Here is a 12849-nt window from a genome sequence, read left to right on the forward strand (position 1 = left end):
GCCGCCCTCACTTCTCTTTTTTCTTGTACATCGCCAGCATGCGCTGGGTGACGAGGAAGCCGCCGAAAATGTTGACGGAGGCGAGGATGAGCGCAACGAAGCCGAAGCCCGTCGCCACACCCGAGAGCGAGATGCCGACCGCCAGAAGCGCGCCGACCACGATGACCGAGGAGATCGCGTTGGTGACGGCCATCAGCGGCGTATGCAGCGCCGGCGTGACCGACCACACCACATAATAGCCGACGAAGATCGACAGCACGAAGATCGCCAGGCGGAAGACGAAGGGATCGATCGCGCCGCCGGAAACGCCATGGGCTGCAGCTGCCGCCGCATCCGGCACATATTCGGATGCCGCGCGAACGGCTTCGACAGCACGTTCGAGATCGGTGATTGCCTTGTCGAGAAGTTCGTTCGCCATCACTTGCCCTCCCCTTGCTGAACCGCACCGCCGAAGTTCGGATGCACGACGGCGCCACCGTTGGTCAGCATCGTCGCCTTGACGAGTTCATCCTCGACATTGACCGAAACCGATTTCGTTTCCTTGTCGACCATGGTCTCCAGGAACGTCAGCAGGTTCTTGGCGTAGAGCGCGGAAGCGGAGGCGGCGATGCGGCCCGGCACGTTGAGATAGCCGATGACCTTGACGCCCTCGACCTCGACGATCCTGCCGGGCTCGGCGCCCTCCACATTGCCGCCGCGTTCGACGGCGAGGTCGACCGCAACGGAGCCGTTGCGCATGGCGGCCAGCATCTGGCGGGTCACGAGGCGTGGCGCCGGGCGGCCCGGAATGAGCGCGGTCGTGATGACGATGTCCTGCTTGGCGATATGGTCCGCCACGAGGGCGGCCTGCTTCGCCTGGTACTCTTTCGACATCTCTTTCGCATAGCCGCCGGCGGTTTCGGCAGCCTTGAACTCATCGTCCTCGACGGCGATGAACTTGGCGCCGAGCGAAGCGACCTGCTCCTTGGCGGCCGGACGCACATCCGTCGCGGAAACGGCGGCACCAAGACGTCGGGCTGTGGCGATGGCCTGAAGCCCTGCCACGCCGGCGCCCATGACGAAGACCTTGGCGGCCGGCACCGTGCCGGCTGCGGTCATCATCATCGGCATGGCACGGTCGAATTCATGGGCCGCATCGATGACGGCCTGGTAGCCGGCAAGGTTGGCCTGCGAGGACAGGATGTCCATCGACTGGGCGCGCGTGATGCGCGGCATCAGTTCCATGGCAAAGGTGGTGAGACCGGCATTTGCCATCTCGGCGATGGCGACTTCGTTGCCGTAGGGATCCATCGTGGCGATGACGATGGCGCCGGACTTGTAGGTGGCGGTTTCCCCCGATGTGGGCCGGCGCACCTTCAGAACGACATCGGCGGACCTGGCCTCTTCGGCCCCGACGATGCGCGCGCCGACAGCTTCATAGTCGGCATCGAGAATTCGGGATTTAAGCCCCGCTCCGGCCTCGACGAGCACATCCAGCCCGAGGCCTTTCATTCTCTTGACGGTTTCCACGGAAGCCGCGACACGACCTTCTGCCGTATCACTTTCACGCGCTACAAAAACACACTGACTCAAACCGTGGTCCTCCCCCCGAGACTGGCCGTGTAGAATCGCGGCGCCGGATGGCGCCGGAACAAGCTGCGGAATGCAGATGTCTGGATTAACGAAGCAGGAAGAAACCGGCGACGTTGAGAATGATGAAGAGCAGGAAGGCGCTGAAGAAGCCGGCGCTGGTGAAGAAACCGGCAGCCATGGCGATCAACAGGGCGACGCAGATCAGCGTGCCGTACTTGGCGCCTGCAATGAAGAGATTGTAGGTCTTCTCGTGCTCGGGATAATCCATCGGAGCGCCCATTTCGATCGGTCCGGTATGATGTTCAGCCATAGTCACCTTCTCCTAAGCAGCCACGCTCGCCAGCCGGAAATCCCCCATCCGATGAGCGCTTACATCCGTCGGGCCTGCGTAGCGGCCCGGCTCTTCCCCAAGCGCCAGAAGCGCACGTTGTTCAGGCCATACACAATGGATCGCCAAAGCGCAACGGCAAGGGTGACTTAGCCCTGGCCACTTTCTCCTTCCGGAAACGATGCAGGCCGGTTTCGGGTGAAACCGGCCTGCACTGCGACATAAGGGCGCAAGGCTCATCCAGCGTAAGCGCCGCCCGATAGCTGTATCCGGCGATGGCTGTCGGCAAGGCGCGCCGTCGGCCGTACCGTCAGCGGGCTGAACGGCATGTCGTCGCCGCGGGCAAAGAGCATGCGCCGCTCGAAAGGCTCGGACTGGAAGAACGGGAAACGGGCATAGAGCGAGGACCGCACGTCCTTGCAGCGCGTCGCCATCAGCATCAGGTCGATGATGAACTTGCCCTGGTTGCTTTTCGGCGATGCCACGAAGTCGCCGTCGAACACCCGCTTGTAGAAGGCTGCATGCGCCGGCTTCACCATCTGGAGAACGCGATCGGCATCGAAATAGTCGGCCGCCATCGTCGCCAGGCGCAAGGTCAGGTACGGAATGGCCGGCATCTCGCTCCAGATTTCAGGATCGGCCGCCAGACGCACCGGATCGATCAGCGTCAGGCCCGCATCGAGAAACGCCTTGGTCTCGTCCGGGAACACCTTGCCCGACGACGTCACGCGGTGATCGGGCGTCACGTGATGCAGACGAACCGTCGAGATCAGCCGCTCTTCGTAGTAGATGCCGAAGACATAGGCATGGCTGTCGAAGTCGACTTCATCGATGAGGAGCGGCGTCTCCTCGCCCAGATGCATCACGCTTCCGGCCTTGTAGGCCTTGTAGCGGATGCGGGCGATATCCTCCATGTCCTCGCTCGTCTCGACGCGGCGGTACTCCACCCCGTCAAGCAGCCCCAGCAGTTTCTCAGAAAAGCGATTGGCCACCGTTCCAACGCTCGCCATAGCCCAACACCCCCGAATACACACCGGCGATACGACATCCCCGGACTGATAATCAGCGATATAAGACAATTTGTGTAAAATACCATTCATTAACCTTAATATATGGTTAACGCTAAATTTGCATAAACTGATGCAAGCAGTGGTTCTTCAGGCGAAAGGGGAATGGATCAGGCGACGCGGCGGCCGCGGCGGCGCGCTTCACCCGGCTTGCGGGCAAGGCTTTCATAGCGGTCGCGAAGGGCATCGGGCGACATCGGCGCGGCAAAGACATAACCCTGCACCAGATCGGCGCAGTGATATTTGTTGATAAGCGCGAGCTGTTCCTGCGTCTCGACACCTTCGATGACGATGCGCAGCCCGAGTTCCCGCGACAGGTTGACCGTGCCGCGCAGAAGCTTGAAGCGCCGCGCATCCTCGCCGATGTTGCGCACGAAGGACCGGTCGATCTTGATGACGTCGAGCGGGAGCTGATCGAGATAGCTGAGGCTCGAATAGCCCGTGCCGAAATCGTCGATGGCGATGGTGATGCCGCGGGCGCGCAGTTCCTGCAGGATGGCCTGCACCTTGACCGGCTCTTCCATCAGGCAGCTTTCGGTCACCTCCAGATGCAGGCGGTGCGGCGCAAGCCCGGCGGCCTCCAATGCTTCCGTCACAACGCCGATGATCGACGTTCCACGCAGATCCTGAACGGAGAGATTGACGGAGACGCTCATATGCGGCGGCCACGTCGCGCAATCGGCGCAGGCGCGGTTGATCATGAAACGGGTGATCTCGGAGACGATGCCCATCTCCTCGGCAATCTGGATGAAGACATTCGGCGCAACGGGGCCACGCTCGGGATGCGTCCAGCGCGCCAGCGCCTCGCAGCATTCGATGCTTGTGCCATCAGGGACGAACATCGGTTGGTAAGCGACGGACAACGCATCGGCAGCCAGGGCTTCGCGCAGGTCTTCCTTGAGCTTCTGGCGATCCACGTAGCGGGCGTCCATCTCCTCTTCGAAGACGGTGACGCTGCCCTTGGCGCGGGACTTCGTCTCGAACAGCGCGAGGTCGGCGCGGATCTGCATTTCATCCAGCCGGAACTCGTCGCTCGGCACCATCACGCATCCCGCGCTGAACGAGACGAGGAAGGTCATGCCGTCGAACTCATAGGTGCCGCGCAGCTGCTCATGGAAGCGGCGCATGCGTGCCTCCAAATCGCGACGATTGGCTTCGTTCGGGAAGAACAGGATGAATTCATCACCCATCAGATGGCTGACGACGATCTTGTCCGTCGTAAGCCGACGCAGACGCTCGCTGATCGCGCAAAGGAGGCGGTCGCCCGTAATGTGCCCCTTCATGTCGTTGACATGTTTGAAATCGTCCACGTCGAGCACCATTAAGCCCACTATGCCGGGCTTCTTGCGCTCCGTAAGCGCGTCCTGAACAAGATCGGAGAAGTAGGCGCGGTTGGGAAGCCCGGTCAGGCTGTCGTAACGCACCATGTGGAGGATCTTGTTTTCCGCCCGCACACGCGCTGTGACATCCTCGAAAATGAGCACGGCGCCGCCGTTTTCCCGGCGCGCCGCGGTGAACTCCAGGTACAGCCCCTCCCTCACCTGCAAGAGCGCGCGCGAGCGGTCGCCGCTCAGAAGCTCCTGGAGCTGGCGCAGGATCGCCTTGCTCTGCTCCAGGTTCAGGAACGTGTTGCGCACGCCGTAGCGCAGGACGAGATCGAGATGGCAATCCTTCAGCCGGTCCTGGCTGCCGAGATGCAGGAGCTCGCAGGCACGCCGGTTGGCCACCAGAATGCGATGGTCCGCATCCAGCATGAACAGGCCGTGCGGCATGTTGTTCAGCGCCGCATCGAAACGGTCGGCGATCGTTGCGAGGTCGCGCGCCGCAAGCACGTTCTCGTACAGGAACGTGCGGACGCCGTTGGCCATCGAGCGCGTGGTCATCGCGAAGGGCAGGACGAGCGTCGCGAGAACCGCGTGATAGAAATCCTGCAAAGCCAGGAAGCCGGCGGCGATCGGCAGGCAGGCCGCGAGAACCATGTAGTTGACGGTCCTCGGCGAGCCATAGTTTCGGCCGACGACCGACACCATGGTGCCGAAGGTCACGGAGATACAGGCGATCTCCGCAAAGGCGTCGCGGCTGACGACCAGGCTGTAGCAACAGGCCGTGCCCAGCGCGAATGTGGTGCCGACTGCGCCCAGATTGTACCAGTTCTCCCAATAGCGGATGCCCGACATGTCGAGCGCGGTTTTGTCGGCCCGGTCGAACCGGCGCATGCCGTGCGCGCGCAGCGACCAGATGAGCACGACGAACGCGCTCCACAGCAGGAAGAAGGGATCGGAGGTCTTGGCGAATACGAAGGCGAACGTGATGACATGCGAAATCATGCCCACGAAGAGGGTCTGACGGTTTCCGTACAGCGAGCTGACGAACGACAGGTATACATCAGCCGGCAGTGTGTTTTGACCCTTATCCGTCATGGACTCGGCACTCCCTATGGCATGCGAGGGTTACCGGCCAAAATTTAATGAATGATTTCGGGAGATTACCCAATAACGGGGGACTCACCCGGCAATTTTCGCGTGCACCCCCAACCCAGGAAGAACAGTTTCAACCAAATATTGCAAAATAAAGGCGGAAAGTAAAGATACTCAACCCTCCATAGGCTGATTGCGCAACTATAGGGATGAGGATACGCGAAAGTATTTATCCAAAAAGCGCACGAATAACTGCTGAGTACAACCTAAATTCACAAATGTTTGGTTAACAATTATTTTCGAATCCACCCGCGGAAAATAGTGGTCCCACGGATGATGGGCACCGGTGAGAAACGGCGGCCGTCGTCATTTCGCCTGAAAAGAGGAATTGACTGAGAGAGGATTTGATATCAAATCCTGTTTTGGTATTTCTTTCCCTGGAGCCCAGCATGTCGAAACCCGTCGTCGCCATTCCCGCCGATATCAGGGAGATCGAAGGCAACGTCTGGCAGGCAACCCCGAACCAGTATGTGCGCGCCGCCGTGAAAGGCGCCGATGTCACCGTCTTTCTCGTGCCCGCGCTTGATGCGGACAACGACTTCGACGGCATCCTCGACCGGGTGGATGGGCTTCTCGTCAGCGGCTCGCGCACGAATGTGCATCCTTCGCTTTACGGCAAGGAGGCAACCGAAGCGGAAGGCCCCTATGACCGCGCCCGCGACGCGACCAGCCTGCCGCTCATCGAGCGCGCGCTGGAGCGCGGCGTTCCGTTGCTTGCTATCTGCCGCGGCATTCAGGAGCTCAACGTCGTGCTCGGCGGGACGCTTGCCAACGAGATTCAGGAACAGCCCGGCATATGGGACCACCGCAAGCCCGACACGCCCGAACTCGACGTCGCCTATGGCATCCGCCAGAAGGTGATCGTCAAGGAAGGCAGCTGCCTTGCGGGCGTCGTCGGCGCCGGGGAAATCCAGGTCAATTCGCTGCACCGCCAGGCCATTTCGGACATGGCGCCGCGCCTGGCCGTCGAAGCGGTCGCGGAAGACGGCACGATCGAAGCGGTCTCCGTCATCGGCGCGAAGGCATTTGCGGTCGGCGTACAGTGGCACCCGGAATATTGGGTCGGTTCCGATCAGCCTTCCAACAAGCTGTTTGCCGCCTTCGGCGAGGCCGTGCGCGATTACGCCGCGACAAGGCACGGCATTGCGCATAGGACGGCGGCCGAATAGGTCGCTCAGTCCGCCGCGATGAAGGTGACCATGGCGTCGGCCGGTTCGACGGCCTCATAAGCCAGACCATCGCCATCGACGACTGTGAGAAGCGGCTCGCCGCGCGCATCCAGCACATCGACGGTGCCGTCGCCGTTCTGCGTCCATGTCCGCGCACCGGCAAGGCCGGGCCATACGGCATCGCAATCCGGACCGGCGGTAAAGCGCGTGCTGCGCCCCGAAATCGCCGCACCGCGTTCGACAAGGCAGGCGGTCTTCGCGACGGCGTTGGTGATCGTGTAGCTGTGACCGGCCGACGGGCTGGGAATGGAACCCGACACCATCGGATCCACGTCCGGAGCCCGGTCACGGGCGGCCCAGAGCACCAGGGAGACGACAGCGGCCAGAGCGGCGATTGTGAGCGTCTTCATGGAAATCTCCTTCGCGCGATTCGACATGGACAGCTTGCGCCCGCAAGCTTGCCGAATGGTTAACGAAGACTTTCCGGATGCTGGCCTGATTTGCGGGTAAAGGGCGTTTCCGGCACCGGCGTCACGGCCTGCCCGCGCTCGAACCAGGCGAAGAGATTGTCGGCAACGAGGTCGGCCATCGCGTCGCGCGTCGCAACCGAGGCGGACGCGACATGCGGCAGAAGCGAGACGTTCGGCAGATCGAGCAGGCCGTCAGGGACGTTCGGCTCGTCATAGAACACGTCGAGCCCGGCGGCGGCGATAACGCCGTCCTTCAGCGCAGCGATAAGCGCCGGCTCATCGACAGTCCAGCCGCGTCCGACATTGATCAGCACCCCATTGCTGCCCAGCGCCTGGAGGATACCGGCATCGATCGTGCGATGCGTTTCCGGCGTCTTGGGAACGATGGCGATCAGGATATCGACCGCCTGCGCCAAGGCCATCAGCGAAGGATGGTATGTATAGGGCACGCCTTCGCGCGGCCGGCGGGTGTGGTAGGCGATGTCGAGGCCGAAGCCTTCCAGTCGCCGTGCGATCGCCAGGCCGATGCGCCCCAAGCCGTAAATGCCGGCCTTGCGACCGCGAAGGCTGAGCGGGGAGAGCGGAAAGGCGCCATCGCGCTGCCAGCGCCCTTCGCGCAGCCACGCCTCGGCCTGCGGGAGACGACGTACGGTGTTGAGCAGGAGCCCGATCGCCGTATCGGCAACCTCGTCGTTCAAGACGTCAGGCGTATTGGTCACGACGACGCCGCGCTCAGTAGCCGCCGACACGTCCACGCCATCATAACCGACGCCGAAACTCGCGATGATCTCAAGCGCCGGCAAATGCGCTATCATCGCCGCGTCGAACCGCCCGGAAACCGCCACTCCGGACACCGAAGCGGCTTCGGACCGCGCCACCAGCGACGGGTCCGCGCTGTCGATGCGCACGATGTCGAAAGCCTCCTTCAGGCGATCGACGACACGTTCACGGATGATGCCCGGAATAAGGATGCGCGGTCTGCTCATGAAGGAACTCCTCAACCTTCCGGATGCGGCTTCAGCGGTCCGGTGGACTGGCGAATGCGCATTTCCGGCTTGATGAGGTGGATGCCGTCAGGCTCGTGGCTGCCGGACAGCTTGTCGAGAAGCGCACGCGCGGCGTTGCGTCCCACTTCCGACTGGCCGTTCCAGACCGTGGTGAGCGCAGGCGTGGCGATTGCCGCCTCCTCCAGGTCGTCATAGCCGGTGACGGAGACGTCGCGGCCGGGCACGAGGCCGGCGCGCGCGATGCCGTTCATCAGGCCGATGGCGACAAGATCGTTCCAACAGACCGCCGCTGTGGGCTTCTGCGGCAGCGAGAGGAAATGCACCGCCGCCTCGAAACCGCCCTGCTTGGTGCGCGGTCCGGGAATGCGCAGGCTGGGATCGACCTCGATATTGGCCTTGCGCAAGGCGTTCACGTAACCCTGATAGCGATCGCGGCCGGTGGAGGTCTGGTCCGTGCCACCCACCATGGCGATGGTGCGATGACCAAGGCCGATCAGGTGATTGGTGGCAAGCGAGATTCCATAGCTGTCGTCACCGCGGAAGATCGGCACATCCAGCCCCTCGATGGAACGCGCGATCAGGATCGCCGGCATGCCGTTGTCCTCGGCGAGCCGGATATCCTCCGGCGGCGTGCCGATCGCCGGCGACATGATGACACCGTCACCGCCGAGCTGAAGCAGCGTCTCGACGAAATTGCGCTGTTTTTCGACCGAATCGTAATGGTTGGAGAGGATGAAGGTCTGCCGGTCCCGGTCCAGCTCGCTTTCGATGGCTTTCAAAATTTCCGCATAGAACGGGTTCATGATGTCATGCACCACGACCCCGATGATGCCGGAGCGCGACGTGCGGAGGCTCGCTGCGCGACGGTTATAGATATAGCCGAGCGCGCGGGCCTGTTCCTTGATCCGGTCGCGTGTCGATGCCGCCACCAGCGGGCTGTCTCTCAGCGCAAGCGACACCGTCGCCGTGGAAACGCCCAGCGTATCCGCGATGGTGGAAAGCTTGATTTTCTGTGCCACGACCCCTCCCCGACGACCGCGCCATTCTGCGCGTTTAAAACCGTTTATTTAAACAGTTTAAATCTCGTCGGCAACTGTCTTTTCGCTGTCGCGCGCCTCGTCGGGCCCTGCGCCGTGCAGGTTTTCGTCCATGGCCCGCAGCAGCTTCAGGAGATTGCGAACGTCCTTTTCGCTCAGGCCCTCGGCAGCCTGCTGCTCGCTCAATCGGCCCGCCGCGGTGATTTTCTCGATGGAGGCGTGCCCTGCCTCGGTGAGATGCACGACGGTGAGGCGACCATCCGTGCCATCCGCCCGCCGTTCGACGAAACCCTGCGCTTCAAGCCGCCCGATCGTTCGCGTCATGGTGGGTGCCTTGACGCCGAGCCTGTTGGCAAGCGCCCCGGCGGTCAGCCCGCCCTCTTCGGCAAGCGCGAGGATCACGCCGTCCTGACCGGCATAGAGGCCGGTGGCGAGCAGATTGCGGGAAAGCACCGTACGCATGGAGCGTGCCGCATTCACGACGGCCGCAGCAAGACCCGAGCCGGAAACGGCATCGTGCGATTTCTTCTTCTTGGCCTTCTTTCCGTCCTTGCCGTCTTTGTGCTTCTTGCCCATCGATCGCCTCGCTCCACGCCCTTGCATCACGGGCCTGTCCTTGTATGACTCAGGTTGAAGGCTGGCGGCAAGTGAGGATCGGAGGCAGGCATGGCGCATCCGAAGATGCGGTGGACCGAAAACGACCCGATGCTTGCGCCGGCAGACCGCGCCGGCTGGATCGCCGTGTTGCCGCTCGGCGCCCATGAGAGCCACGGTCCTCACCTGCCGTTCGAAACCGACACGCTGATCGCCGAGGGCATCGCGGAGCGCCTGATGGCCGTCCTGCCGGCGCATCTGCCCGTAACCTTCCTGCCTGCAGAGCCCATCGGTTATTCCCCCGAGCATCTCGACGTGCCCGGCACACGCTCGCTGGACTATGCCGTCGCTATCGAGCGATGGCTGCGCATTGCCGAAGATCTCAACCGCTTCGGCCTGCGCAAGCTCGTCCTTCTCAATGCGCATGGCGGCAACGCGCCGCTGATGACCATCGTGGCGACGGAAGCGCGCGTGCGTTTCGATATGCTTGTCGTGGCGACGGCCTGGACACGGTTCGGCCAGCCGGACGGGTGGATCACGCCGGAGGACAAGGCGATCGACATCCATGGCGGCGACATCGAGACCTCCGTGATGCTGGCGCTGCACCCCGAAAAGGTACGCATGGACAAGGCCGAGCGCTTCGGTTCCCGTCAGGCGGAATTCGCCGCGCGTTTCGCCCATCTGCGCGCCTATGGCCCGCACGCCTTCGGCTGGAAGATGTCCGACCTCAATCCGCTGGGCGTGGCCGGAGACGCCAGTGCCGCGACGGCCGAAAAAGGCGAGCAACTGATCATGCACGCCGTGCGCGGTCTTGTCGGCCTTCTCGAGGATGTTGACGGATTCGACGTCGAAACACTTAGCTGACGGCATTTGCGCTGGCCCGTTCGATCTCCTATATCAGTCGCGACGACGGACCAGACGTCCCATCCCTCGAGGTTCCCATGACCGAAACAGCTCTTCCCAAGCCCATTCCCGTCACCGTGCTCACCGGCTATCTCGGTGCCGGCAAAACGACGCTGCTCAACCGTATCCTCACGGAGAACCACGGCAAGAAATACGCCGTCATCGTCAACGAGTTCGGCGAGATCGGCATCGACAACGACCTGATCGTCGAGTCGGATGAAGAAATCTACGAGATGAACAACGGCTGCATCTGCTGCACCGTGCGCGGCGACCTGATCCGCGTGGTGGAAGGCCTGATGCGCCGCCCCGGCCGCTTCGACGCCATCATCGTCGAGACGACGGGCCTTGCCGATCCGGTTCCGGTCGCCCAGACCTTCTTCATGGACGACGATGTTCGCCAGAAGACCGAACTCGACGCGGTCGTCGCGCTGGTCGATGCCAAGCACCTGCCGCTGCGCCTCAAGGACAGCCGCGAGGCCGAGGACCAGATCGCCTTTGCGGATGTCGTGCTCATCAACAAGACCGACCTCGTCAGCCCGGAAGAGCTTGCAAGGATCGAGGCAACGGTGCGCGTGATCAACCCGTCCGCCCGCATCCATCGCACGACCCGCTCGGATATCGACCTCACCAAGGTTCTCGACCAGGGCGCGTTCAATCTGGAGCGGGCGCTCGAAAACGATCCGCACTTCCTCGATCACGATCATCCTGACCATGTCTGCGGCCCCGATTGCGGCCATGACCACCATCATCATGGGCACGACCACGATCATCACCACCACGATCATGACCATGACCACCATCACCATGATCATGACCACGGCGTCTCGCCGATCCATGACGTGACGGTGCAGTCGATTTCGCTGCGCGGCGGCGAGATGAACCCGGAGCGCTTCTTCCCCTGGATCCAGAAGATCACCCAGACGGACGGTCCGAACATCCTGCGCCTGAAGGGCATCATCGCCTTTGCCGGCGACGAGGAGCGTTATGTCGTGCAGGGCGTGCACATGATCGTCGAGGGCGATCACCAGCGCGCCTGGAAGGATGGCGAGAAGCGGGAAAGCCGCCTCGTCTTCATCGGTCGCGATCTCGATCGCGAGAAGATCGAACGGACCTTCAAGGCCTGCGAGGCACAGAAGGCATGACGCCGGACAGTGTGACGCGGTTTTCGGATAACGCCATACGCAGGAAAGACATGTAATGCCGACAGTGGCCCCTCTCGATCTCGACGGCCATGTCGTCGCGACCGCCTTTCTCGGCGACGTGCCGTTTTTCGCTTCCGCCTCCGGCGTCATCCATCGTCTCGATCACGGGCAGAAGGCCACGGAGGCGCATGACGGCCTGCTGGCCTGCGTGCGCGACGAAGCGAACGATACGCTGATCACCGGCGGCGAGGACGGCAAGGTGCAGCGCATTGCCGCCGACGGCACCGCGACCTTGCTGGCGGAGGTGCAGCGCAAGTGGATATCCGTCGTGGCGGCCGGTCCGCAGGGCGCCGTCGGCTTCGCCGAGGGACGCACGGCGCGCGTGCGGCTGGCCGACGGGACGATCAAGGAATTTTCCGAAAGCCGCTCCGTCGAAGGCATGGCCTTCGCGCCGAAAGGCCTGCGCATCGGGATCGCCCGTTACAACGGCGTTTCCCTGCACTGGGTTGCAATGGCAGCCCAGCCGGTCGAACTGGAATGGAAGGGCGCGCATAACGGCATCACCTTCTCGCCGGACGGCCGCTTCGTCGTCACCACCATGCAGGAAAACGCCCTGCACGGCTGGAAGCTCGATCCGAAAGCCGGTGCCGACACTCGTCACATGCGTATGACGGGTTACCCTGCCAAGGTGAAGTCGTTCTCCTGGTCCGCCAAGGGCAAGTGGCTCGCGTCTTCCGGCGCGCCCGCCGCGATCGTCTGGCCCTTCTCGGCCAAGGACGGCCCGATGGGCAAGCCGCCGCTCGAACTCGGCACCCGCGCAGATGTCATGGTGACCTGCGTCTCGTGTCACCCGGCGGAAGATGTCGTCGCCATCGGCTATTCCGACGGCATGGTTCTGGCGGCCCGCTTTGCCGACAGCCGTGAAGTGCTGCTGCGCCGCCCCGGCAAGGGTGCCATCACATCGATGGGCTGGAACCGCAACGGCAAGCTGCTTGCCTTCGCCAGCGAGGCTGGCGACTGCGGCGTCATCGATCTGGCCGGCTGATCTTCCGCACCCCTAAAATGAGAAACCCGGGAGAGCAA

Annotated in this window: 13 protein-coding genes; 4 read left to right on the forward strand and 9 right to left on the reverse strand. The window is 62.7% G+C overall.

Annotation, left to right across the window (positions count from 1 at the left end; all coding sequences use genetic code 11):
- Positions 1-7 precede the first annotated feature (7 nt).
- The 5 genes from K6301_RS12035 to K6301_RS12055 form a co-directional block, all read right to left on the reverse strand.
- Entirely contained in the window at positions 8-418 is a 411-nt protein-coding gene (locus K6301_RS12035) for an NAD(P) transhydrogenase subunit alpha part 2 (protein WP_023515780.1), read from the reverse strand.
- Positions 418-1572, reverse strand: a complete 1155-nt coding sequence (locus K6301_RS12040; protein ID WP_247217198.1) for a Re/Si-specific NAD(P)(+) transhydrogenase subunit alpha — start codon at positions 1570-1572, stop codon at positions 418-420. Before K6301_RS12040 ends, K6301_RS12035 begins: the two co-directional genes overlap by 1 nt.
- An 85-nt stretch (positions 1573-1657) precedes the next feature.
- A complete protein-coding gene (locus K6301_RS12045; RefSeq protein ID WP_134645957.1) occupies positions 1658-1882 on the reverse strand; it encodes an aa3-type cytochrome c oxidase subunit IV in 225 nt (74 codons plus the stop codon).
- Between the two features lie 254 nt (positions 1883-2136).
- On the reverse strand, positions 2137-2910 hold the full coding sequence (locus K6301_RS12050) for an N-acyl amino acid synthase FeeM domain-containing protein (RefSeq protein ID WP_134645959.1): 774 nt from the start codon (positions 2908-2910) through the stop codon (positions 2137-2139).
- A gap of 167 nt (positions 2911-3077) precedes the next feature.
- On the reverse strand, positions 3078-5387 hold the full coding sequence (locus K6301_RS12055) for a putative bifunctional diguanylate cyclase/phosphodiesterase (RefSeq protein ID WP_247217200.1): 2310 nt from the start codon (positions 5385-5387) through the stop codon (positions 3078-3080).
- 446 nt (positions 5388-5833) lie between these two features.
- On the opposite strand from K6301_RS12055, the gene K6301_RS12060 reads away from it, so the two are divergent.
- Complete coding sequence (locus tag K6301_RS12060) at positions 5834-6613, forward strand: gamma-glutamyl-gamma-aminobutyrate hydrolase family protein (RefSeq protein ID WP_247217202.1); 780 nt, start codon at positions 5834-5836, stop codon at positions 6611-6613.
- A 5-nt stretch (positions 6614-6618) separates the two neighbouring features.
- On the opposite strand, the gene K6301_RS12065 is transcribed toward K6301_RS12060, so the two are convergent.
- The 4 genes from K6301_RS12065 to K6301_RS12080 are packed head-to-tail and all read right to left on the reverse strand — an operon-like array spanning position 6619 to position 9703.
- A complete protein-coding gene (locus K6301_RS12065; protein ID WP_247217204.1) occupies positions 6619-7023 on the reverse strand; it encodes a hypothetical protein in 405 nt (134 codons plus the stop codon).
- Positions 7024-7082: 59 nt separating this feature from the next.
- Positions 7083-8069: a 2-hydroxyacid dehydrogenase gene (locus tag K6301_RS12070; RefSeq protein ID WP_247217206.1), complete on the reverse strand. Its 987-nt coding sequence runs from the start codon at positions 8067-8069 to the stop codon at positions 7083-7085.
- Between the two features lie 11 nt (positions 8070-8080).
- Positions 8081-9109, reverse strand: coding sequence for a LacI family DNA-binding transcriptional regulator (locus K6301_RS12075; RefSeq protein ID WP_247217208.1), 1029 nt, complete (start codon positions 9107-9109; stop codon positions 8081-8083).
- A 57-nt stretch (positions 9110-9166) separates the two neighbouring features.
- The gene (locus tag K6301_RS12080) at positions 9167-9703 is read right to left on the reverse strand and encodes a MarR family winged helix-turn-helix transcriptional regulator (RefSeq protein WP_247217210.1); all 537 of its coding nucleotides are present in this window, start codon (positions 9701-9703) and stop codon (positions 9167-9169) included.
- Positions 9704-9793: 90 nt separating this feature from the next.
- Here K6301_RS12080 and K6301_RS12085 point away from each other — a divergent pair, with 90 nt between their 5' ends.
- From K6301_RS12085 to K6301_RS12095, 3 genes are all read left to right on the forward strand, one after another.
- Positions 9794-10585, forward strand: coding sequence for a creatininase family protein (locus K6301_RS12085; RefSeq protein ID WP_247217212.1), 792 nt, complete (start codon positions 9794-9796; stop codon positions 10583-10585).
- Between the two features lie 77 nt (positions 10586-10662).
- The gene (locus tag K6301_RS12090; RefSeq protein WP_247217214.1) at positions 10663-11766 is read left to right on the forward strand and encodes a CobW family GTP-binding protein; all 1104 of its coding nucleotides are present in this window, start codon (positions 10663-10665) and stop codon (positions 11764-11766) included.
- Positions 11767-11821: 55 nt separating this feature from the next.
- A complete protein-coding gene (locus K6301_RS12095; RefSeq protein ID WP_247217216.1) occupies positions 11822-12811 on the forward strand; it encodes a WD40 repeat domain-containing protein in 990 nt (329 codons plus the stop codon).
- The last annotated feature ends 38 nt before the right edge of the window (positions 12812-12849 follow it).

The sequence above is a fragment of the Shinella oryzae genome (assembly GCF_023038235.1).
In the GTDB taxonomy this organism is placed as follows: domain Bacteria; phylum Pseudomonadota; class Alphaproteobacteria; order Rhizobiales; family Rhizobiaceae; genus Shinella; species Shinella sumterensis.

What these genes read in the sequence shown, in the direction of transcription:
- K6301_RS12035 (WP_023515780.1), bottom strand. Translation starts at nt 418, where the DNA reads ATGGCGAACGAACTTCTCGACAAGGCAATCACCGATCTCGAACGTGCT.
- K6301_RS12045 (WP_134645957.1), bottom strand. Translation starts at nt 1,882, where the DNA reads ATGGCTGAACATCATACCGGACCGATCGAAATGGGCGCTCCGATGGAT.
- K6301_RS12050 (WP_134645959.1), bottom strand. Translation starts at nt 2,910, where the DNA reads ATGGCGAGCGTTGGAACGGTGGCCAATCGCTTTTCTGAGAAACTGCTG.
- K6301_RS12055 (WP_247217200.1), bottom strand. Translation starts at nt 5,387, where the DNA reads ATGACGGATAAGGGTCAAAACACACTGCCGGCTGATGTATACCTGTCG.
- K6301_RS12060 (WP_247217202.1), top strand. Translation starts at nt 5,834, where the DNA reads ATGTCGAAACCCGTCGTCGCCATTCCCGCCGATATCAGGGAGATCGAA.
- K6301_RS12065 (WP_247217204.1), bottom strand. Translation starts at nt 7,023, where the DNA reads ATGAAGACGCTCACAATCGCCGCTCTGGCCGCTGTCGTCTCCCTGGTG.
- K6301_RS12070 (WP_247217206.1), bottom strand. Translation starts at nt 8,069, where the DNA reads ATGAGCAGACCGCGCATCCTTATTCCGGGCATCATCCGTGAACGTGTC.
- K6301_RS12080 (WP_247217210.1), bottom strand. Translation starts at nt 9,703, where the DNA reads ATGGGCAAGAAGCACAAAGACGGCAAGGACGGAAAGAAGGCCAAGAAG.
- K6301_RS12085 (WP_247217212.1), top strand. Translation starts at nt 9,794, where the DNA reads ATGGCGCATCCGAAGATGCGGTGGACCGAAAACGACCCGATGCTTGCG.
- K6301_RS12090 (WP_247217214.1), top strand. Translation starts at nt 10,663, where the DNA reads ATGACCGAAACAGCTCTTCCCAAGCCCATTCCCGTCACCGTGCTCACC.
- K6301_RS12095 (WP_247217216.1), top strand. Translation starts at nt 11,822, where the DNA reads ATGCCGACAGTGGCCCCTCTCGATCTCGACGGCCATGTCGTCGCGACC.